The sequence below is a fragment of the Luteimonas sp. A534 genome, from assembly GCF_054072805.1.
In genome coordinates, this window is sequence record NZ_JBSVRR010000004.1 from 25,901 (window position 1) to 47,245 (window position 21,345).

20 protein-coding genes and 1 pseudogene are annotated in these 21,345 nt (G+C 70.0%); 15 read left to right on the forward strand and 6 right to left on the reverse strand.

Annotated features, from left to right (window positions below):
- Nucleotides 1-57 precede the first annotated feature (57 nt).
- From ACW5F0_RS10300 to ACW5F0_RS10320, 5 genes are all read left to right on the forward strand, one after another.
- Nucleotides 58-396: a hypothetical protein gene (locus ACW5F0_RS10300; RefSeq protein ID WP_456964881.1), complete on the forward strand. Its 339-nt coding sequence runs from the start codon at nt 58-60 to the stop codon at nt 394-396.
- Between the two features lie 119 nt (nt 397-515).
- On the forward strand, nt 516-908 hold the full coding sequence (locus ACW5F0_RS10305) for a hypothetical protein (RefSeq protein WP_456964882.1): 393 nt from the start codon (nt 516-518) through the stop codon (nt 906-908).
- Nucleotides 909-1,426: 518 nt separating this feature from the next.
- A complete protein-coding gene (locus tag ACW5F0_RS10310) occupies nt 1,427-3,034 on the forward strand; it encodes a carboxyl transferase domain-containing protein (RefSeq protein ID WP_456999684.1) in 1,608 nt (535 codons plus the stop codon).
- Between the two features lie 154 nt (nt 3,035-3,188).
- A complete protein-coding gene (locus ACW5F0_RS10315; protein ID WP_456966007.1) occupies nt 3,189-3,740 on the forward strand; it encodes a bactofilin family protein in 552 nt (183 codons plus the stop codon).
- Nucleotides 3,737-4,105, forward strand: a complete 369-nt coding sequence (locus ACW5F0_RS10320; protein ID WP_456966006.1) for a hypothetical protein — start codon at nt 3,737-3,739, stop codon at nt 4,103-4,105. Before ACW5F0_RS10315 ends, ACW5F0_RS10320 begins: the two co-directional genes overlap by 4 nt.
- A gap of 18 nt (nt 4,106-4,123) precedes the next feature.
- On the opposite strand, the gene ACW5F0_RS10325 is transcribed toward ACW5F0_RS10320, so the two are convergent.
- Genes ACW5F0_RS10325 through ACW5F0_RS10335 form a run of 3 tightly spaced genes read right to left on the reverse strand, consistent with a single transcriptional unit; the run spans nt 4,124 to nt 6,479 of the window.
- A complete protein-coding gene (locus tag ACW5F0_RS10325) occupies nt 4,124-4,357 on the reverse strand; it encodes a DUF6587 family protein (protein WP_456966005.1) in 234 nt (77 codons plus the stop codon).
- Nucleotides 4,357-6,237 carry a ferrous iron transporter B gene (gene feoB / locus ACW5F0_RS10330; RefSeq protein WP_456966004.1) on the reverse strand — a complete coding sequence of 627 codons (1,881 nt, stop codon included), beginning with the start codon at nt 6,235-6,237 and terminating at the stop codon, nt 4,357-4,359. The genes ACW5F0_RS10325 and feoB overlap by 1 nt, the downstream gene beginning before the upstream one ends.
- A complete protein-coding gene (locus ACW5F0_RS10335; protein ID WP_456966003.1) occupies nt 6,234-6,479 on the reverse strand; it encodes a FeoA family protein in 246 nt (81 codons plus the stop codon). Before ACW5F0_RS10335 ends, feoB begins: the two co-directional genes overlap by 4 nt.
- An 88-nt stretch (nt 6,480-6,567) precedes the next feature.
- On the opposite strand from ACW5F0_RS10335, the gene ACW5F0_RS10340 reads away from it, so the two are divergent.
- From ACW5F0_RS10340 to yeiP, 9 genes and pseudogenes are all read left to right on the forward strand, one after another.
- Nucleotides 6,568-7,350, forward strand: coding sequence for an enoyl-CoA hydratase-related protein (locus ACW5F0_RS10340; protein WP_456999685.1), 783 nt, complete (start codon nt 6,568-6,570; stop codon nt 7,348-7,350).
- 76 nt (nt 7,351-7,426) lie between these two features.
- Nucleotides 7,427-7,597, forward strand: a pseudogene (locus ACW5F0_RS10345) (GxxExxY protein); the annotation flags it as partial.
- Nucleotides 7,598-7,732: 135 nt separating this feature from the next.
- Entirely contained in the window at nt 7,733-9,742 is a 2,010-nt protein-coding gene (locus ACW5F0_RS10350; RefSeq protein WP_456999791.1) for an acetyl-CoA carboxylase biotin carboxylase subunit, read from the forward strand.
- A 1-nt stretch (nt 9,743) separates the two neighbouring features.
- Nucleotides 9,744-10,643, forward strand: coding sequence for a hydroxymethylglutaryl-CoA lyase (locus ACW5F0_RS10355; RefSeq protein WP_456999686.1), 900 nt, complete (start codon nt 9,744-9,746; stop codon nt 10,641-10,643).
- The gene (locus ACW5F0_RS10360) at nt 10,640-13,219 is read left to right on the forward strand and encodes a sensor domain-containing protein (protein WP_456999687.1); all 2,580 of its coding nucleotides are present in this window, start codon (nt 10,640-10,642) and stop codon (nt 13,217-13,219) included. Before ACW5F0_RS10355 ends, ACW5F0_RS10360 begins: the two co-directional genes overlap by 4 nt.
- Before the next feature lie 139 nt (nt 13,220-13,358).
- On the forward strand, nt 13,359-13,976 hold the full coding sequence (locus tag ACW5F0_RS10365; RefSeq protein ID WP_456965997.1) for a hypothetical protein: 618 nt from the start codon (nt 13,359-13,361) through the stop codon (nt 13,974-13,976).
- Between the two features lie 2 nt (nt 13,977-13,978).
- The gene (locus tag ACW5F0_RS10370; protein WP_456965996.1) at nt 13,979-14,548 is read left to right on the forward strand and encodes a hypothetical protein; all 570 of its coding nucleotides are present in this window, start codon (nt 13,979-13,981) and stop codon (nt 14,546-14,548) included.
- Nucleotides 14,549-14,621: 73 nt separating this feature from the next.
- Nucleotides 14,622-15,392 carry an SDR family NAD(P)-dependent oxidoreductase gene (locus ACW5F0_RS10375; RefSeq protein ID WP_456965995.1) on the forward strand — a complete coding sequence of 257 codons (771 nt, stop codon included), beginning with the start codon at nt 14,622-14,624 and terminating at the stop codon, nt 15,390-15,392.
- A 9-nt stretch (nt 15,393-15,401) separates the two neighbouring features.
- Nucleotides 15,402-15,968 (forward strand): elongation factor P-like protein YeiP, encoded by a 567-nt coding sequence (gene yeiP / locus ACW5F0_RS10380; protein WP_456965994.1) that lies wholly within the window; start codon nt 15,402-15,404, stop codon nt 15,966-15,968.
- 132 nt (nt 15,969-16,100) lie between these two features.
- On the opposite strand, the gene ACW5F0_RS10385 is transcribed toward yeiP, so the two are convergent.
- The 3 genes from ACW5F0_RS10385 to ACW5F0_RS10395 all read right to left on the reverse strand — a co-directional run bounded on the left by ACW5F0_RS10385 (nt 16,101) and on the right by ACW5F0_RS10395 (nt 19,975).
- Entirely contained in the window at nt 16,101-18,047 is a 1,947-nt protein-coding gene (locus ACW5F0_RS10385) for a DUF7844 domain-containing protein (protein WP_456999792.1), read from the reverse strand.
- 219 nt (nt 18,048-18,266) lie between these two features.
- Nucleotides 18,267-18,575, reverse strand: coding sequence for a DUF2388 domain-containing protein (locus tag ACW5F0_RS10390; protein ID WP_456965992.1), 309 nt, complete (start codon nt 18,573-18,575; stop codon nt 18,267-18,269).
- Nucleotides 18,572-19,975, reverse strand: coding sequence for an FAD-binding oxidoreductase (locus tag ACW5F0_RS10395; protein WP_456999688.1), 1,404 nt, complete (start codon nt 19,973-19,975; stop codon nt 18,572-18,574). The genes ACW5F0_RS10390 and ACW5F0_RS10395 overlap by 4 nt, the downstream gene beginning before the upstream one ends.
- A gap of 119 nt (nt 19,976-20,094) precedes the next feature.
- Between ACW5F0_RS10395 and serA the strand changes: the two genes are divergently transcribed.
- Nucleotides 20,095-21,330, forward strand: a complete 1,236-nt coding sequence (gene serA, locus ACW5F0_RS10400) for a phosphoglycerate dehydrogenase (RefSeq protein WP_456999689.1) — start codon at nt 20,095-20,097, stop codon at nt 21,328-21,330.
- Nucleotides 21,331-21,345: the final 15 nt, after the last annotated feature.

The following is a 21,345-nucleotide window of genomic DNA, read 5'->3' on the forward strand; positions in this document are numbered from 1 at the left end:
ATGATATCCGGCGCACTTGTGTGCGTTGACCTGATACCACGACGAGGATAAGAAACAATGAGCATGAACAAGCTGCTGATCGCGCTGGCGCTGGGCCTTGGCCTGGCCGCCTGCTCGAACCAGGACCAGGCTGCCAACGCTGCCGCCGACGCTGCCGAGGCCGCCGACCAGGCTGCCGCTGACGCCGCGCTGGCCGGCACCACGGCTGCCGACGCCGCTGCCGACAGCGCCGCTGCCGCCGCTGACGCGGCTGCCGACGCTGCCGCCGACGCCGCCACCGCGGTCGAAGGTTCGGCTGCCGACGCCGCTGCCGACGTTGCTGACGAGGCCGCCGACGCTGCCGAAGCCGCCGCCGACGCGACGGAAGAAGCCGCCGACGAGGCCGTGGACCAGTAATCACTGGTTCCACAGGTTCGAGAGTTGCAAAGCAATACGGACGGCCGCTGGTTTCCAGCGGCCTTTCCGTTCCTGACCCCGGGCCGAGACAACGGTCCTTCCATGACGAGGATCCATCCATGAAGATCAAGACCGCCCTCCTGGCCACCGCCTGCATCTTTGTCCTGGCCGCCTGCCAGAACGAAACCGCCACCGCGCAGCAGGAAACCGCCGAAGCCGAAGCCGCCCTGGAGCAGGCCGGTGACGCCGCCCAGGACGCCGCCGTTGCCGCTGGCGATGCCGCCGAAGCCGGCTGGGACGCCACTGCCGCCGCCACCGGCGAAGCCGCCGCCGAAGTCGGCGCTGCCGCTGACGAGGCTGCTGCCGACGCCGAAGTCGCCGCGCAGAACGCCAGCGAAGAGGCACGCGCCGCCGCCGCCGAGGCCGAAGCCAGCGCCCGCGAAGCCAGCGCCGACGCGCTGAAGAAGGCTTCCGAGGCCGCCGACCGCGCCGCCGAAGACGTCCGCAACTGATCCACGCGGTTCGCTTTGGAAGGGCCCGCTCCGGCGGGCCCTTTTTTTGGGTTCTTCTCCCAACTGAGGGAATGGCGCGATAGCGCGGGTGCCGGGTGCCAAGGCCCTTGAGCGCTCATGTCCCCCGGCGCTGGCCTGCGGCCATCGCCTCCTCCTTGACTTCGCTCTCAAGGGCCTTGGCCCCCGGTTCGCAGCAGTACGCGGTGGCCCGGGAGCAAAGCCCGGGGCCTCGCGCAATTGCAGCCGAAGCCGAGCCCCGTCGTGGCCGGGAGGCCTTCGCGGGGAAGTAAAGGAGGAGGCATTCGCCGCCAGGCGGATGCCGGGGGACATGAGCCGCGAAGGCCTCCCGGCCGCGGCGGGGCCCTCCAGGTCACGGTGAGGCATAGCGAAAGAAGCAGGCACTCCTCGTCGAAGCGGCTTCCCCGGACTTGGGAGATGAACCTTTTTTTGTGCCCGGCCACGCGCGGGAACGCTCCCGGTATGCTGTTGCGCCTTCCACGCACTCGACCGGCCACCGCATGCCCGCACTTGGTTCCAGCCTCGATCCGCGCTCGCAGGACTTCCAGGACAACGTCGCCTGGCACCGCGCCCTGGTGGACGAACTCGACGCCCGCCTGGCGCGTGCCGCCGACGGCGGTGGCGAAAAGGCGCGTGACCGGCACGTTGCGCGCGGCAAGCTGCTCCCGCGCGAGCGCATCGCCGCCCTGCTCGACCCGGGCTCGCCCTTCCTCGAGCTCGCACCGCTGGCCGCCGAAGAGATGTACGACGGCGCCGCGCCCGCGGCCGGCATGGTCTGCGGCATCGGCCGGGTGATGGGACAGGAGGTCGTGGTCGTGGCCAACGACGCCACGGTCAAGGGCGGCACCTACTTCCCGATGACGGTGAAGAAGCACCTGCGCGCGCAGGAAGTGGCGCGCGAGAACCACCTGCCCTGCGTGTACCTGGTCGACTCCGGCGGCGCGTTCCTGCCGCTGCAGGACGAGGTCTTCCCCGACAAGGAGCACTTCGGCCGCATCTTCTACAACCAGGCGCGCATGAGCGCCGAGAACATCCCGCAGGTGGCGGTGGTGATGGGCTCGTGCACCGCCGGGGGCGCATACGTGCCGGCGATGTGCGACGAGTCGGTGATCGTCAAGGAACAGGGCACGATCTTCCTCGGCGGCCCGCCGCTGGTGAAGGCGGCTACCGGCGAAGTGGTCGATGCCGAATCGCTGGGCGGTGCCGACGTGCACACGTCCGTGTCCGGCGTGGCCGATCATTTCGCCGAGGACGACCGCCATGCGCTGCAGATCGCGCGGGACATCGTCGGCACGTTCAACCGCCGCAAGGTCTTGCGGGTGGCCACGCGCCCGGTGGTGGAACCGCGGTTCGCAGCCGAGGAGCTGTACGGCATCGTGCCGAAGGACACGCGCCGCCCGTTCGACATCCGCGAGGTGATCGCGCGCATCGTCGACGGCAGCGAGTTCCAGGAGTTCAAGGCGCGCTACGGCAAGACGCTCGTCACCGGCTTCGCGCACCTGCACGGCTATCCGGTCGGCATCGTCGCCAACAACGGCATCCTGTTCTCGGAGTCGGCGCTCAAGGGCGCGCACTTCATCGAGCTGTGCAACCAGCGCGGCATTCCGCTGGTGTTCCTGCAGAACATCACCGGCTTCATGGTCGGCCGCAAGTACGAGAACGCCGGCATCGCCAAGGACGGCGCGAAGATGGTGACGGCCGTGGCGTGCTCGAGCGTGCCCAAGTTCACCGTGGTCATCGGCGGCAGCTTCGGCGCCGGCAACTATGCGATGTGCGGCCGCGCCTACGGCGGCCGCTTCCTGTGGATGTGGCCGAACGCGCGCATCAGCGTCATGGGCGGCGAGCAGGCGGCGAGCGTGCTGGCCACGGTGAAGCGCGACGGCATCGAAGCCCGCGGCGGCGACTGGAGCGGCGACGAGGAAGCCGCCTTCAAGGCACCGATCCGCGACCGGTACGAACACCAGGGCAGCCCGTGGTACTCCACCGCGCGGCTCTGGGACGACGGCATCATCGACCCCGCCGATACCCGGCGGGTGCTTGGGCTGGGCCTCTCCGCCTCGCTGAACGCGCCGATCGAACCCGCCCGCTTCGGCGTCTTCCGAATGTAGGAGCGCCGAAAGGGCGGGAATCCACTCAGCCGACGTCGCTAAGTCCTTGTCGGGCTTCGGATTTGGTGAGCCACGTCACAGGCGTGTGAAGGCGGCCGCGTGCTAATGTCGGAGTTCCCCTACCCCCCGACTGCACCGAGGAAAACACCGCGCCATGGCCATCTTCCCGCAAGGCTCCGCCAAGAAAGACAGCTCCCTGCCCTTCGGCAAGGACTCCACCCCGCCCGCGCGCGAGCCAAGCCCCGCCGTCGCCGACTTCCAGCCGGCCGAAGTCCCGTTCCAGACCACCCGCCCGGCCCCAGCGGCGGCACCACAGGCCAAGGAATCCGTGATCGCCTCCGACCTCACCATCGAGGGCAAGATTTCCGGCAGCGGCCATGTCCGCATCGCCGGCAAGTTCAAGGGCGACGTCAACGTCGAAGGCGACCTGACCATCGACAGCGGCGCCCGACTCAATGGCGGCGTGCGCGCCAAGCGCGTGACCGTGGCCGGCGAGCTCGAAGGCAACATCGAGTCCGCCGAGCGCGTCGAGCTGCAGCCTTCCGCCGTGCTGATCGGCGACGTCAAGGCCGGCACCCTCACCGTTGCTTCCGGCTCGCGCATTCGCGGCAACGTCGAGTGCGGCTGGGACGACGGCGCCGTCGCCGGCAAGGCCAAGGACGACAAGTCGCAGAAGGACAAGCCCGGCATCGACGTCGTCCAGTGAGCGCACGACCCGGTGCGGCAGGTGCCACGCGCACCTGCCCCCACTGCAAGACCACCATCCTGGAGAGCGCGACGGTCTGTCCGTCGTGCCGCCACTACCTGCGCTTCGAAGACAAGTCCGAGCCGGCCCAGGTCACCCGCGCGCTGCAGGTGGAGGGCGAGATCCGACATCCTTCAGAAGGCGGCGCGTGGGAGTACTCGGTGGTGCTGACCATCCGCGATGATGAAGGCACCGAGGTCTCGCACCAGGTGGTTGGCGTCGGCGCCATCCACCCCGGCGACGCCCGCACCTTCACCCTGGCGGTTGAGCTCATGCCCACCAACGACATGCGCCGCATGCCGAAGAAGCCCACCTCGCGGCACTGACCTGGACTGCGGGGCTGCTCAATCGCAGCCCCCGCAGCTTCCGCAGCCCGCCCCGCCTGCAAGCACGGGCGGCGCGATCCTGCGCCCCACCGCCCGCAGCCACGCCGGCCTGCCCTCGCGCACCATGGGGATCGCCAGCGCCACGCGCATCCGGCGCGCCGCCGCCGGGAACTGCCGTCGCAGCACCATCATTGCGCTGAGCGCGACAACCACCGCGACCACCACGTACTGCAGCACGAGGCCGGGCTCCATCAGCCTGCCCCCAGGGCCGCGGCAAGCTGATAGGTGAACAGCGACGCCAGGTAGGCGAGCGCGAACAGGAACGCGGCATTGCCGGCCATCAGCTTCCACGAACCGGTTTCGCGGCGGATCGCCGCCCAGGTCGCGATGCACTGCGGCGCGTAGATGAACCACACCAGCAGCGACAGGCCCGTGGCCAGTGACCAGCCATCGCTGATCACGGGCAGCAGCGCCGCGCTGGCCGCCTCGTCGTCCGCCGCCGACAGCGCGTATACCGTCGCCAGCGAGGACACCGCGACCTCGCGTGCCGCCAGGCCCGGGATCAGCGCGATGCAGATCTGCCAGTTGAAGCCGATCGGCGCGAACACCGCCGCCAGCGCGTGGCCGATGCGGCCGGCGAAGCTGTAGTCGATCGCCGCGCCGGTGGCGCCTTCAGGCGCGCCGGGGAACGACAGCAGGAACCACAGCAGCACGGTGAGCGCGAAGATGATCCCGCCCACGCGCTTGAGGAAAATCATGCCGCGCTCGTACAGGCCGATCAGCAGGTCGCGCGGATGCGGCAGCCGGTACGAGGGCAACTCGAGCATCAGCGCATGCTCGCCCTGGTCGCGGCGCCAGCGCTTCATCATCCACGACACGGCCAGCGCACTGAGGATGCCCGCCATGTACAGGCCGAACAGCACCAGCCCCTGCAGGTTGAACAGGCCGGCCACGGCCTGACGGGGAATGAAGGCGCCGATGAGCAGCGCGTACACCGGCAACCGCGCCGAACAGGTCATCAGCGGCGCGACCATGATCGTGGCGATGCGGTCACGCGGGTCCTGGATCGAACGCGTGGACATGATCCCGGGCACCGCGCAGGCAAAGCTCGACAGCAAGGGGATGAAGGAGCGACCGGACAGGCCGGCGGCGGCCATCATGCGGTCGAGCAGGAAGGCCGCGCGCGGCAGATAGCCGGATTCCTCCAGCGCCAGGATGAAGGCGAACAGCACCAGGATCTGCGGCAGGAACACGACCACGCCACCAAGCCCGGCGATGAGGCCATCGACCAGCAAGCTCCGTAGCGGACCCTCGGGAAGCGTGGCGCCCACGGCGCCGCCCAGCCACGCGGTACCGGCCTCGATCAGGTCCATCGCCGGCGTTGCCCAGGCGTACACCGCCTGGAAGATGAGGAACATCACCGCAGCCAGCGCCATCAGGCCGAACACCGGATGCAGCAGCCAGCGGTCAAGCGCGTCGTCGATGCGCGCAGTGCGCGCGGGCATGCTGACGGCGAGCGTGAGCAGGCGCCGCGTCTCTGCGTGCAGCGCATCCTCGCCGGCCGACGCGCCGGCCTGGCCCAGGCGCGCGGCGGGCGGGCGTGGAGTGCGCGCCATGGCCTCGATCTGTTCGACCAGTGCACCTGTGCCATTGCGGCGCACGGCCACGGTCTCGACCACCGGCACGCCGAGTTCGGCTTCGAGCGCGGCACGGTCCACGCGCACGCCACGGCGCCGGGCGACATCGACCATGTTCAGCGCCAGCACCATCGGCAGGCCGAGCTCGCGCACCTCGAGCGCGAAGCGCAGGTGCAGGCGCAGGTTGGTGGCGTCGACCACGCAGATGATGACGTCGGGCGCAGGCTCGCCGGGATAGAAACCGCGGCAGAGGTCGCGGGTGATCGCTTCGTCCAGGCTCGACGGCACCAGGCTGTAGGCACCTGGCAGGTCGAGCACGGCGTAGGCGCGGCCCGAGGGTGCGAGCAGCCGCCCTTCCTTGCGCTCGACGGTGACGCCGCTGTAGTTCGCGACCTTCTGCCGGCTGCCGGTGAGCTGGTTGAACAGAGCGGTCTTGCCGCAGTTGGGATTGCCGACCAGGGCCAGGCGCGGGATCAGTCCCGTACCCGCGCTCATGGCTGCTCGATGTCCGCGAGCACCACGCGGGCGGCCTCGGCCCGGCGCAGCGCGAAGCGCGTGTAGCCCACCTGCACCAGCAGCGGTTCGGCGCCGAGGGGTCCGGTGGCGGTGATCCGCACCTCTTCCCCGGCAACGAAGCCCAGGTCCCGCAGGCGCCGTGCGATGACATCGTTCCCGGAGCGCGCTTCCACGCGCTCGACCACGCCGCGCACCTGGCGCGGAAGTTCTGTGAGCCTCACGGGCGGGTCCAGATGGGAACTGTTCTCATTATAGCGCCGTCCGGAGCTGCCACCGCTATCATCCGGACTCTTCCGTGGAGCCCTGACGATGTCGGCAAACCTCACCCTGACCCGGCACGGCGCAGTCGCGCACCTGTGCATGGACCGCCCCGCCCTCCACAACGCCTTCGACGACGCCCTGATCGCCGGACTGACCGCGGCGCTCGAGGACCTGGGACGCGACGAGGCGGTGCGGGCGGTGGTGCTCGAAGGATCGGGCGCCTCGTTCTCGGCCGGCGCCGACCTCAACTGGATGCGCGGCATGGCCGGCGCCAGCGAGGACGCCAACCGCGAGGACTCGCTGCGCCTGGCAAAGCTGATGCGCACGCTCGACGAGCTGCCCAAGCCGACCATCGCGCGGGTGCAGGGCGCGGCCTTCGGCGGCGGCGTGGGCCTGGTGGCCTGCTGCGACATCGCGATCGCCGCTGAAGAGGCGAAGTTCGGCCTGACCGAAAGCCGCCTGGGCCTGCTGCCCGCGGTGATCTCGCCCTACGTCATCGCCGCCATCGGCGCCCGCAACGCGCGACGCTACTTCGCCACCGCCGAGATCTTCGACGCCGCCGAAGCCCTGCGTATCGGCCTGCTGCACGAGGTGGTGGCCGCGGATGAGCTGGATGCGGCAGTCGACCGCCAGCTCATGTTGCTGCTCAAAGCCGCCCCCCACGCCTCGGCCGACGCCAAGCGCCTGGTACGCACCGTTGCCGCCACCACCGACCGCGACCGCCTCGACCACGACAACGCCGCCCTCATCGCCAGCCTGCGCGTCTCCTCCGAAGGTCAAGAAGGCCTGGGGGCGTTTCTCGACAAGCGGAAGGCTTCGTGGGCAGGGTGAGAGAAAAGGCTTTTTCGGCCACGGATTTGCGCGGATAAACGCGGATAGAGCAAAGGCAGGACAAAGGGGATGGCGCATGGATGCGGCTGTTGAAAGGTTGGTGCTTCGGGCGCTCAGAAAAAAAGTCATCGGTGCCTTTTTTGATACGTACAACGAGTTGGGGCACGGGTTTCTGGACAGCGTGTATGAGTCGGCGTTCGCAATACGACAGGACGAATGTGGGCTCAGTTTCGAGCGGCGGGTCGGGATTGCTGTAAGGCCACGCGCATCCAGGTCGGCCTCCTCTTCAACTTCGGTCCCCGCCCGGAGTTCCGCCGCCGCGTTTTCTCCTAAACTCCTTGCTCTTATCCGCGTTTATCCGCGCAAATCCGTGGCCAAAAAAATGCTCTCCAGAATCCTCATCGCCAACCGCGGCGAAATCGCCTGCCGCGTCATCCGCACCGCGCGCCGGCTCGGCATCGCCACGGTCGCCGTGTATTCGGAGGCCGATGCCACGGCGCAGCACGTGCGCCTGGCCGATGAGGCGTACCCGATCGGTGGGCCGCGCCCGCAGGACAGCTACCTGCGCGGCGACGCGATCATCGAAGCGGCGCTGGCCAGCGGCGCGCAGGCGATCCATCCGGGCTACGGGTTCCTGAGCGAGAACGCGGATTTCGCGGATGCGGTCGAGGCCGCGGGGATGGTGTTCATCGGGCCGAAGGCGGAGTCGATGCGGCGCATGGGCAGCAAGGCCGGCGCGAAGGACCTGATGGCCGCGGCCGGGGTGCCGGTGGTGCCAGGCTACACGGGCGAGGAGCAGGCGCCGGAGCTGCTCGCGCGCGAGGCCGGGCGCGTCGGCTTCCCGCTGATGATCAAGGCCGCGTTCGGCGGTGGCGGCAAGGGCATGCGCATCGTGCGCGCGGCCGATGAATTCCTGCCAGCGCTGGAAAGCTGCCAGCGCGAGGCGCGCAACGCCTTCGGCCGCGACCGCGTGCTGCTGGAGCGCTACATCGAGTCGCCGCGGCACATCGAGATCCAGGTGTTCGCGGATTCGCAGGGCAACACCATCCATTTGAACGAGCGCGAGTGCTCGGCGCAGCGCCGCTACCAGAAGGTGCTGGAAGAGGCGCCCTCGCCCTTCCTGACGCCGGAGCTGCGCGCGCGCATGGGCGAGGCGGCGGTGCTGGCCGCGCGCGCGATCGGCTATGCCAACGCCGGCACGGTGGAGTTCATCGTGGCGCCGTCGGGCGACTTCTTCTTCATGGAGATCAACACGCGGCTGCAGGTGGAGCATCCGGTGACCGAGATGGTGACCGGCCTCGACCTGGTCGAGTGGCAGCTGCGGGTGGCCGCAGGTGAGACGCTGCCGCTGGTGCAGGACGAGATCCCGCAGCGCGGGCATGCGATCGAAGTGCGCCTCTACGCGGAGGATCCCGATGCCGGCTTCCTGCCCGGCTCGGGCCGCCTGCAGCGCCTGCGCCTTCCGGCCAATGCCGAGGGCGTGCGCATTGATTCGGGCGTGGTCGAGGGCGACGTGGTCTCGATCTTCTACGATCCGATGATCGCCAAGCTCATCGTCCACGCCGCGGACCGCGACGGCGCACTGGCGCGCCTGCGCTCGGCATTGGCCGGCTGCGTGGTGGAAGGGCCGAAGTCGAACATCGCCTTCCTCGAGCGCCTGGCGCGGCATCCGGCCGTGGTCGAGGGCCGCATCGATACGGGCTATCTCGATCGCCACCTCGACGAGTTCATCGGCGACAGCGACGCGCACGCGCAGGGCCATGCCGAAGCGCGCGCCGCCGCCGCGGTGGCGATGCTGCTCGGCGCCGAAGCCGACGCCCGCTGCGCGGCGGCCGGCAGCAGCGACCCCGGCTCGCCCTGGGCGATCGCCGATGGCTGGCGCCTGGGCCATGCCGGCCTGCGCCGGGTGGTCCTGGGCGAAGGCGAGGTGCGCCACGTGGTGGTCGCGCACGGCGCCGGCGGTGATTACCGCATCGGCTTCGAGGGCGGTGAGCCGCTGCTGGTCGAGGGCGCCACGGTGGCCTCCGGGGCCCTGCAAGCACGTTTCAACGGGCGGGGAATGCGCTTTCCGATCGACGCCGAGGGCAGTGCCATCCTGGTCCACGATGGCCGCCGCCGCTGGCGCTTCGAGCGCATCGCCGCCTACGAGTCCACGCGCAGCGGCGAGGCCGGGGGTGGCAACCGGGTTGCGGCGCCGATGCCGGGGCGTATCGTGGTCACCAGGGTGACGCCCGGCGACCGCGTCGACGAGGGGCAGGAACTGCTGGTCATGGAGGCGATGAAGATGGAACTCGCGCTCAAGGCGCCGCGCGACGGCGTGGTCGCGGAGGTGCTCGCCCGCGAGGGTGACTTCGTCGATGCCGACGCCGTGCTGGTCACCCTGGAGGACTGAGGTGACGCTTCCCGGGCAGGTGCGCATCGTCGAGGTCGGTCCGCGCGACGGACTCCAGAACGAATCCACCCTCGTGCCCACGGCCGCCAAGATCGAACTGATCGACCGGCTGTCCGCGACCGGGCTGCAGACCGTGGAAGCCACCAGCTTCGTCAGCCCCAAGTGGGTGCCGCAGCTGGCCGATGCTGCCGAGGTCTACGCCGGCATCACGCGCCGCGCCGACGTGCGCTATCCGGTGCTGGTGCCCAACCTGCAGGGCTACGAACGCGCCCGCGCCGCCGGCGCCGACGAGGTTGCCGTGTTCACCGCGGCCTCGGAAACCTTCAACCGCCGCAACACCAATGCCGGCATCGACGAGTCGCTGGAGCGTTTCGCGCCGGTGCTCGAGCGCGCGCAGGCCGATGGCGTGCGGGTGCGTGGCTACGTCTCCACCGTGCTCGGCTGCCCCTACCAGGGCGAGGTGCCGCTGGCCGACGTGGTGCGCGTGGCGCGCGCGCTGCATGCGATGGGCTGCTACGAGATCTCGCTCGGCGACACCATCGGCGTGGGCACGCCCGCCAAGGCGCGCGCGATGCTGCTGGCCGTGGCCGCCGAGGTGCCGATGCCGGCGCTGGCGGTGCATTTCCACGACACCTACGGCCAGGCGCTGGCCAATGTGCTGGCCTGCCTGGGCGAAGGCGTGGCGGTGGTCGATGCCGCGGTCTCCGGCACCGGCGGCTGCCCCTATGCCCGCGGCGCGAGCGGCAACCTCGCCACCGAGGACCTGGTCTACATGCTGCACGGCCTGGGCGTGGAGACCGGCGTCGACCTCGACGCCCTGGTCGAAACCGGCACGTGGCTGGCCGGCATCCTCGGGCGCGAAACGGGCAGCAAGGTCACCCGGGCGCGGACCGCGGGGTGAGCAGGCCGCTGCCGTCGGATCCACCGCTGCTTCCGTCAAGCGATGGCGACAGCGGGCGGATTCTGGCGGCGCTGGATAGCGCCGGCCACGACCCCGCGCTGTCCGCATCGATCCGCGCCCTGCTCCAACAGGCCGCCGACGCCCTGCGCGCGGCGAGCGCCGACGTGCAGCACGCGGAGCTGCGCTACCAGGCCCTGTTCCACGCCGTGCCCGATCCGGTGAGCGTGATCTCCGCCGACGGCACCGTGCTCGATCTCAACAAGGCCGGTGTGGTGGCCTACCGCCGACCGCGAAGCGAGATCGTCGGCCAGCCGATCCACGTGCTCAATCCCGACCTGCCGGGCGACCACATGGCGCCGGTGCTCGAAGCGGTGGACCGCGGCGAGACTTATGTCATCGAGGTCAGCAACATGCGCGTCGATGGCACGCGCTTCCCGGTGGAAGTGCACTCGGCCGGGTTCGAGCACGAGGGTCAACGCTGCGTGGTGGCCGTGGCCCGCGACCTGAGTCGTCGACGCGAGGCCGAGGCCCGCTACCGCGACCTGCTCGAGGTGATCGACAAGGGCATCCTTATCCAGGATTCGGACGGTTCGCTGGTGCATGCCAACACCGCCGCGCTGCGGATGATCGGCGCCCACCAGGGCGAACCTTCGCCGCACGGCGGCGGGCTGTTCGAACACTGGATGCTGCTGCACGCGGATGGCAGCGAGATGCCGATGTCCGCTTTCCCGGCCATGCGGGCACTGCGAGAAGGCCATCAGGTCGGCAGCACCCTGGTCGGGCTGTACCACCGCGCCCGCAGGCAGCTGCTGTGGCTGTCGGTGACCTCGATCCCCCACTACGCGGCCGGGGCCGACCGTCCGGAGCAGGTGCTGTCGCTGCTGTCCGACGTCACCGAGCTCAAGCGCGACAGCGCCCTGTTCGACCGCGTGCAGCTGCTGGCCAGCATCGGCGGCTGGGAGTGGGACCGCGCGAGCGGCAAGCTCTACCTCACCGACGAAGCCGTGCGGATCCTCTCCGGCACGCAGCCGCCGGCATCGATGGACGGCGTGGCCGACTACCTGCTGCCCGCCGACCGGGTGCGCCTGCGCCAGGCGCTGGACGTGGTCTCGGGAGGCACCGGATTCGAGCTCGACCTTCAGGGCGTGCGCGGCGACGGCCGGCCGTTCTGGGTCCGCGTGATCGGCGAGAGCGGCACCGGCGTGGCCGGCACCGCGCGCATCACCGGCACCCTGCAGGACATCACCGTGAGCAAGCGCGGCGAGCAGAGCCTGCGCGTGCTGGCGCGCAGCGACCCGCTCACCGGCCTGCTCAACCGCGACGCCATGCTCGACGAGATCGCCAGCCGGCTCGACGCCGCGCAGGACGCGCAGGTGGCGGTGCTGTACATCGACCTGGACCGCTTCAAGCTGGTCAACGACGTGCTCGGCCACGCCGCCGGCGACAGCCTGCTCTCGGCCGCGGCCGACCGCCTGCGCGCATCGGTGGGCGACCAGGGGCTGATCGCGCGCTTCGGTGGCGACGAGTTCCTGGTGGCCTGTCTGTGTGGCGACGATGCCGCACGGCCGGAGCGGCTTGCCGACGCGATCCTGGAGGCCTTTGCGGTGGGCTTCGGCTTCGACACGGACGAGTTCGTGGTGACCGCAAGCATCGGCATCGCGCGCTCGCCGCAGGACGGCTCCGACACGCAGACGCTGATCCAGCACGCCGACGCCGCCATGTACGAAAGCAAGCGGCGCACGCGGAACGGCCGCCTGGCCTATACGCCGGCGCTGGCGCAGTCGCAGCGCGAGCGGCTGCAGTTCGAGACCCAGCTGCGGCATGCCGCCGACAACGGCGAGTTCCACCTCGTGTACCAGCCGCAGGTGGACCTCGCGAGCGGCCGCATCCTTGGCGCCGAGGCCCTGATCCGCTGGAACAACGAGCGCCTGGGCGAGATGCGACCGGACCATTTCATCGCCCAGGCCGAGGGCACCGGCGACATCGTGCGCATCGGCGACTGGGTGCTGCGCGAAGCCTGCCGCCAGGCCGCCGCGTGGCGCGACCACGGCCTGGGCATCGTGCGGGTGGCGGTGAACGTGTCCTACCGGCAGCTGCTGGGCAGCGACCTGACGGCGTCGGTCCGCGGCCTGTTGCAGGAGTTCGACCTGCCCGGCTCCGCGCTTGAACTGGAGTTCACCGAGCGGGTGCTGATCGAGGATGCGCCGGAGACCCTGGGCAACTTCGCGGCGCTGCGCGCGCTCGGCGTGACCCTGACCATCGACGACTTCGGCGAGGGCTACAGCGCGCTCAACTACCTGCGCCGGCTGCCGATCCAGGGGCTGAAGCTCAGCCAGCTGTTCGTAGCCGGCGTGCCCCGGAACGAGTCCGACGTCGCGGTCTGCCAGGCGGTGGCGGGCATCGCGCGCAGCCTTGGCCTGGGCCTGGTGGCGGAAGGCATCGAGACCGAAGAGCAGCGGCGCTTCCTGCTGGAGCTCGAGGTGCCGGTGGGCCAGGGCTTCCTGTTCGCGCCCGGGCTGGCGCCTGACGAACTGGCGCGCCGGCTCAAGCGGGGCGAAACCCCAAGCTCTGGTTGAGGATCGGCCATTCGGGAGCAAGCGGCAGCGGCAATCGCCGACGGTCCGTTTACTTTATGCGTGACATGCCGTTACATACTCCCGCCCGCGGATCGACCGCGTGGCTGGACCGACGGTCCGTCAACACAGGGGAAATCAAATGCTCGTTCCAAATGGCCTGCGCGGTCTCCGCGCGGTGGCAGCCGCGCTTGTCGTCTGCATTTCGCTCTCGGGCTGCCTCAGCGCCCGCATGTACGTCGACCCGACCCTGCCCGTGGTGGGCAGCGAGGACTTCACCACGCCGACCGATCCGCAGTCAGCCAACGTGCTGTTCGAGTTCCGCACCAAGGGCAATGCCAACGCCCGCGCCACGCAGGAAACCAGGTTGATCGCTCTGGAAGCCGTGCGAAAGTCGGGGCTCTTCAGCGACATCGTCGACGGCGGCGCCAAGGCTGCCGACTCGCAGTTGAAGATCGTCATCGACAACGTGCCGGTAACCGAGAACGCAGCCGCGAAGGGCGTGGGAACCGGGCTGACCCTGGGGCTGGCTGGGAGCATGGTCACCGACGGCTACCTCTGCACCGCCAGCTACACCAGCGGCGGCGTGACCACGGAGACCACGGTCGAGCACGCCCTGCACACTACGATCGGCAACCATGGCGGTCCCGAGGGACTGCAGCCGGTGCCAGCGCAGCAGGCCGTCGAGACCATCGTCAGCCAGATGGTACTCAACGCCTTGAAGCAGCTTGGCGACGACAACGCCTTCGGCGCGCCGTGAACATGAGCTTCGTCCGCATCATCCTGGCCGCGCTAGTCGCGGCCTCGCTCACCGCTTGCGTGTCGATGCCGGCACCGACCTACCAGCCGTCGGTGGACACCAGCCAAGCGCTGCTGGCCTCCGCCGGAAGCACGATCCATGTCGGCCACTTCACCGCCGCCGAGGGCGTCGAGAACACTTCGCTCGGCGTCCGCGGTTCGCGATTGGAGCCGGGCCGCGACGGCACCTATGCCGGCTACTTGCGCGACGCTCTGATCACCGAGTTGAAGGCGGCGGGCCGACACGACGACGCATCGGGGATCCACGTCACCGGCGTCTTGACCGACAACACGCTCGGCTCTGGCGCCAAGACCGGCCGTGCGTCGATTGGCGCCCATTTCCGGGTCGAACGCGACGGAGGGGTGGTCCTCGACCGCACCCTGCAGGTCGAGCATGAGTGGGAGTCGTCGTTCATGGGAGCGATCGCGATCCCGGCCGCCTTCGACAACTACGCGACCACAGTGCAGAAGCTGCTGCAGAGGCTCTTCACCGACCCGGAGTTCATTGCAGTCACCGCGCCAGCGGAGGGCTGAGCAGCCAGTACCGAGGTTCCGGAAGGGCGGCATGATCGCTTAAAATGCTGCCTTTCCCGCATCAGGTGCTTTCATGCAGCCTCAGCAGATCCGCGCCCTCGTCACCGGCGGCGTCTCCGGACTCGGACTCGCCGTCGCCACCCGCATCGTCGCCGATGGCGGCCGTGTCGCCCTGTTCGACGTCAATGACGACAAGGGCGCGGCCGCCGTCGCCGCGCTCGGCCATGCCAACGCGCGCTATTTCGCCACCGACGTCACCAGCGAGGACGCCGTAGCGGCCAACATGGCGGCGGCGAAGGACTTCCTCGGCGGCCTGAACATGGTGGTCAACTGCGCCGGCATCCTCGGCGCCGGGCGCGTGCTCGGCCGCGAGGGCGCGATGCCGCTGGCGCGCTTCCAGTCGACGGTGATGGTGAACCTGGTCGGCAGCTTCAACGTTGCCAAGGCCGGCGCCGCGCTGATGCAGGACAACGAAGCGGGCGAGGACGGCGAGCGCGGGCTGATCGTCAACACCGCGTCGGTGGCGGCCTACGAAGGGCAAATCGGCCAGGCGGCGTATTCGGCGTCCAAGGGCGGCGTGGTCGGCATGACGCTGCCGATGGCGCGCGAGCTCGCCCGCTTCGGCATCCGCGTGAACACCATCGCCCCGGGGATCTTCTGGACGCCCATGGTCGATGGCATGCCGGACGACGTGCAGCAGTCGCTGTCGGCCTCCATCCCCTTCCCGTCGCGCCTGGGCCGCCCGGAGGAATTCGCCGACGTGGTCGCATACATCGCCGGCAACCGCTACATCAACGGCGAAACCATCCGCCTGGACGGCGCCGTGCGCCTGGCCCCCAAGTAAGGAACAACGATGAAGGCTTACGACGTCAAGAAGGGCAACGTGGTCGAGCACAACGGCACCGTGTACCAGGTGCGCGACATCGAGCGCAGCTCGCCGCAGGGCCGCGGCGGCAACGTGCGCTTCCGCTTCACCATGTACAGCGTGCCGGGCGGCAACAAGACCGACGCCTCGTTCGACGGCGACGACGAGCTGAAGGAAGTCGAGCTGCTGCGCCGCCAGGCGAGCTTCTCGTACAAGGATGGCGAGGCCTTCGTGTTCATGGACGACGAGGACTACACGCCCTACACCCTCGACGCCGACGTGGTCGGTGACGACGCCGGTTACATCAGCGATGGCCTGGGCGGATGCTTCGTGCAGATCATCGACGACATGCCGATCGCGGTGCAGCTGCCGCAGACGGTGGCGCTGGAGGTGGTGGAGACGCCGCCGGAGCTGAAAGGCGGCACGGCGACCAAGCGCCCGAAGCCGGCGCGCCTGTCGACCGGCCTCGAGATCCAGGTGCCGGAATACATCGCCAACGGCGAGCGCGTGCTGGTGAACACCACCAGCGGCGAATTCTCCGGACGCGCGGACTGACGGCCCGAGCGACTGTTCTTTTGTGGGAGCTGCTATAGCGGCGATTCGACCTGCCGCCCTGTGGGAGCCGCTATAGCGGCGATTCGACCTGCCGCCACTGTTCGGGGCTGCCGATCGCCGCTATAGCGGCTCCTACAGAAGCAGACCGCCTTGGGCTTCGTGCAGCGCGCGCAGGCGGGCGCCGAGGGCGGCGATATTGGCTTCGGCCTGTTCCAGAGACGCCCTGTTCGCAGGCGGCAGCCAGTCGCGTGCAGCCGCGCGAAGCCGTGCGTCCAGCGCGCGCAGGCGAGTGGCGCGCCCAGTGGCTCCGGAACGCGCCTGCTCGCGCTCCGCGGCCTGCGGCAGTCCGTAGCCCGGCAGCGACAGCAGGCTTGAAGGACTCGCCAGCACGCCGCCTTCGCGCAGCGCCTCGGCGAGCAACGGCAGCAGCGCGCCGTCCGTGACGCCATCGACATCAGCATCGGCACCGGGATGGGCATCGGCAGCCAGACCGGCTTCGCCGCGTTCACTGCCGGTGCTGCCGTCGCCAACGGCGCGAAACGCCAGGCGCTTGAGTGCATCGCGCGCGTGCTGCTCCTCGCGGCGCAGAGCGGCTTCTTCAAGCAGCAGCAAGGCCGCGGACGCGCGCATGTCGGCGCGCTGCAGCCAGGGCGCGCGCTCCAGCGGCGCCATGCGCAGCCAATCCTCGACATCCGCCGGCTCGAGCGCCAGGCCTTCGCGCGCGGTGTCGTACAGCGACTGGTAGTACGTGCTCCAGGGTTCGAAGCGGTAGCCCAGCCGGAGCGCTTCGCCCGCGTCGGCCGGCACCTGCGCATCATCCACCAGCCCCGCGCGACGCAGCCGCCGCAGCAGGCCCTTCGGCGTGATGCTCGCAAGCCCCGCGTCCGCGGCGCGCGGCACGCCGTCATGCAGCAGCTTCCAGGTTTCGACCGCGCAGTTGTTGCCGATGAAGCGATAGCGGCCGTCATAGCTCCAGTGCACCCGCGCGGCCCGCTCCAGCAGCGCCCGGATCTCGCCCGCCGACAGCCGCAGCGGGATCGAGTCCAGCGGACGCAGCTCCACGCGTGCGTACTCGTCCACCACCTGCTGCAGCGGCAGCACGAACAGCCGCGATGGATACCCGCCGGTCAGCCCGTGCCAACTCGACAGCTGCAGGTCCTCTACAAAGGCGCGGAAGGACAGCACGCGGTGATGGTCGAGATCGAGGCGGCACTCCGGGCCCGGCGTTCGACCCGGCGCACAGATCACCAGGCGCAGCATCGAATGGCCCCAGCGACTCATCACCGCTTCGCCATCGCCCGCCAGCAGGTAGTCGACCGCGAACACGCGTGCCGGATCGACCTCGAGCAGCGGCGACGCATCGGCGTCGGCCAGCACCCCGGCATCGACGTAGGGCAGCGTGGCCGCGCAGTCCGATGCGCCCGGCGCCCAAGCGAAGTGCGCCTCGAAATACGCGTGCAGCGCCGGCCGCCGGCAGGCGTAGCCGGGATCAAGCAGGAAGTGCTCGAGGTTCACCGCCACGAACTCGGCCGGCGAATGCAGTTCGTACGCATCCGGACTGCGTGAGCTGAAGGCGTTGTCGCGGTTCCTTCCAGGCCACAGCGGCCGCACCTGCCAGCCGGCGAGATCGAGCAGCCGGGGATCGCGCGACAGGCCGTGGGTGCGATCCCAGTGATGGGCGAGCTCGTGAAGCAGCGCGGCGACCGCGGCACGTTCCGGTCGGGATGGCGTGTCGGTGCCCTGCCCGACTGCAGCGCCCGCCTCGGCTGCGGCACGCGTGGTCGCGACTGCGGTGGTTTCGGCCGCACCGAGCATCCCTTCCAGCAGCTCCCTGGACAGCGCAATCCGGTCTCCGCGGATGCGCCCATGCACATCGACCGGGAGGTCGTCCCGCCAGGACAGCCGCAGCGACACCTCCTGCGCCCGCCAGCGCGGCGGCAGTCGGGCCAGCGTGTCGTCGATCAGCGCGCGGGTTGCGGCGGCTTCGGCTTCGGGCAGCGCATCCGCGACCTCGACCCGCAGCGCCGTCGCCATCGCCGCCACTGGCGCAGGCGCCAACGCCAGCGCGACCGTCAGCATGATCGCGCTTCCGCAAAGCCTGCGAATGCGGCGCGTCTTCACCGGGGCTGCTCCATCCGCGTCGGGAGGATGTCGTGAATCAGAGTCTCCCGTGTGCTTGGTTTCAGAGGCGCGGGAATGGCGAGGGCGGCGGGGTGGTCGGGTACGCAGCACGCATAATGAGCAGCGCAGCTGCCCAGCGTGCGGAGTACCTGAACACCCCGCCGTACCACGACCAGATCAACGCGCCAGGATCGCCCGCGCGAGCTCGATGTCGCTGGCGTCGCGCGCCTCGACGGACTGTTCGCGCAGATGACGCAGGGCGGCCTCGAGCCGCGCGCCGCGGATGTGGCCGTCGCTGGCGACGAAGCCCGCGGCGTCCTCGCGCGCGTTGAGCACGACTTTGTCGTTGCCTGACGTCGAACCTGACGACGCCCCGCTGGACGCCGAGCCCGCACCGGCGCTGGTGCCGGCGAAGCTGGAGGCGTGGACGGGAGCGGCGATGGCGGTGGCGAGCGCGAGGGCGCAGCCGAAGGCGATACGGATCATGTGTGGCTACCAGATGGGGGATCGAAAAGCTTTCCGGGGTTGAGGATACCGGCGGGGTCGAGCGCCGCGCGGACCGCACGCATCACCGCGATCTCGGCCGCGCTGCGCGTGGAGTCGAGGTAGGCCTTCTTGACCAGGCCGATCCCGTGCTCGGCGGAGATGGTGCCAGCGTGGCGCTGAACCAGCCCCGCCAGGTGCGCGGTGACATCGCCGCAGCGCGCGACGAATGTGTCCTGCGCGAGGTCCGCCGGCTTCAGCACGTTGATGTGCAGGTTGCCGTCGCCGATGTGCCCGAACCAGACCACCTCGAATCCGGGGTATTCCGCGGCCAGCAGCGCCTGCGCGTCGGCAAGGAACGCCGGCATCGTGGAGACCCGCACGGCGACGTCGTTCTTGTACGGCAGATGCGGCGCGAGCGCCTCGGTGATGCCTTCGCGCAGGCGCCACAGCTGCGCCGCCTGCGCCTGGGACTGGGCGACCACGCCGTCCTCGACCCAGCCCTGGCCTGCGCAATGTTCGAACGCATCGAGCAGGCGCGCGTCGTCGGGACCATCGGCCGCGGCGTCCACGACCACGTAGTAGGGATGCGCGTGCTCGAACGGCGCCTGCGCCCCGTGCGCGAGCACGTGGCGCAGGGCGACATCGGTGAAGAACTCGAAGGCTTCCAGCGCGAGGCGCTCGCGCAGCGCTTGGAACACCTGCATCAGGACGTCGAACGATGGCAGCGCGAGCAGAAGCGTCGCGATGGGCGGTGGCGGCGGCGCCAGCTTCAGCGTGGCTTCGACAACCACGCCCAGCGTGCCTTCGGATGCGATGGCGAGGTGGCGCAGGTCGTAGCCGCTGGAGTTCTTGACCAGGCCGCGGTTGAGGTCGAGCAGTTCGCCGGTGGCGGTGACGAGCTTCAGGCCGGCGACCCATTCGCGGGTGTTGCCGTAGCGCAGTACGCGGATGCCGCCGGCGTTGGTGGCGATGTTGCCGCCGATGGTGCAGGAGCCGCGCGCGGCGAAGTCGACCGGGTATTGCAGGCCGTGGCCGCGTGCGGCGCCCTGCACGGCTTCCAGCGGCGCGCCGGCCTCGACGGTGAGCGTGCGATCGACGGGATCGAAGGCGAGCACGCGGCGCATGCGCTCCAGGCTCAGCACGAGCTCGCCGTTCGCGGCGACGGCGCCGCCCGACAGTCCGGTGCGGCCACCGGACGGCACCACCGCCACGCCTTCGGCGCTCGCCCAGCGCAGCACCGCCCGCACCTCGTCGATGCTGGCGGGCAGCGCGACGGCCAGCGGTGCAGGCGTCCAGCGGCGCGTCCAGTCGCGGCCGTAGTGCAGCAGCTCGTCGGGCGCAGTGGCCAGGCGCAGGCCGGGGGCCGCGCGGCACAGGGATTCGAGTCTCGGGTCGCTCATCGCGTGGTCGCCAGGGTGGAGGCTGCAGCCTGCCAGCGGCGCCGGCCAGCGTCCAGCGCTGCAGTGCAACATCGCACGCGCGCTGGCACACTGCGGGCCTACCCCACCGCCTGCCGACGATGAAGACGACCTCCTACCCCCGCAAGGACATCCGCGTGCTGTTGCTTGAAGGCGTGAGCCCGAGCGCGGTCGCCGTGTTCCATGACGCCGGCTATTCCAGCATCGAGAACCACGCCGGCTCGCTGACCGGGGATGTCCTGCTCGAACGGGTCCGCGAGGCGCACATCATCGGCATCCGCTCGCGCACGCAGCTGAGCGCCGAGGTGTTCGCCGAGGCGCGCCGCCTGATGGCGGTGGGCTGCTTCTGCATCGGCACCAACCAGGTCGACCTGGAGGCCGCGGCGCGCGCCGGCGTGCCGGTGTTCAACGCGCCCTACTCCAACACCCGCAGCGTGGCCGAGCTGGTGCTGGCCGAGGTCATCATGCTGATGCGCGGCGTGCCGGCGCGCCACGCCGCCTGCCTGCGCGGCGGCTGGCTGAAGTCGGCCACGGGCAGCCACGAGGTGCGCGGCAAGACGCTCGGCATCGTGGGCTACGGCCACATCGGTACCCAGGTCGGGCTGCTGGCCGAGGGTCTGGGCATGCGGGTGCTGTTCCACGACATCGAGGCCAAGCTGTCGCTCGGCAATGCGCGTGCGGCCAGCGGGCTCGACGACCTGCTCGCGCGCGCGGACGTGGTCACGCTGCACGTGCCGGAAACCACGGCCACGCAGATGATGATCGGCGCGGCGGAACTCGCCGCGATGAAGCCCGGCGCGCACCTGGTCAATGCCTCCCGCGGCACCGTGGTCGACATCGACGCGCTGGCCGCGGCCCTGGAGAGTGGCCACGTCGGCGGCGCCGCGGTCGATGTGTTCCCGGTCGAACCGAAGGGCAACGACGAAGCCTTCGCGTCGCCACTGACCCGCTTCGACAACGTGATCCTCACCCCGCACGTCGGCGGCAGCACGCTGGAAGCGCAGGACAATATCGGCCTCGAGGTCGCGGCCAAGCTGGTGCGCTACAGCGACAACGGCGGCACGCTGTCGGCGGTCAACTTCCCCGAGGTCGCGCTGCCGGGCCACGAGGGCAGCCAGCGCATCCTGCACATCCACCGCAACGTGCCGGGCGTGCTGTCGCGGATCAACGAAGTGTTCTCGCAGGCGGGGCTCAACATCGACGGCCAGTTCCTTCGCACCGATGCGAACGTCGGCTACGTGGTGATCGACGTCGGTGCCACGCCGGAGCAGGCGCGGGCGCTGCGCGCGCAGCTGGCCGAGGTGCCGGACACGCTGCGCACCCGCATCCTCTACTAGTACTGGATTCTGTTG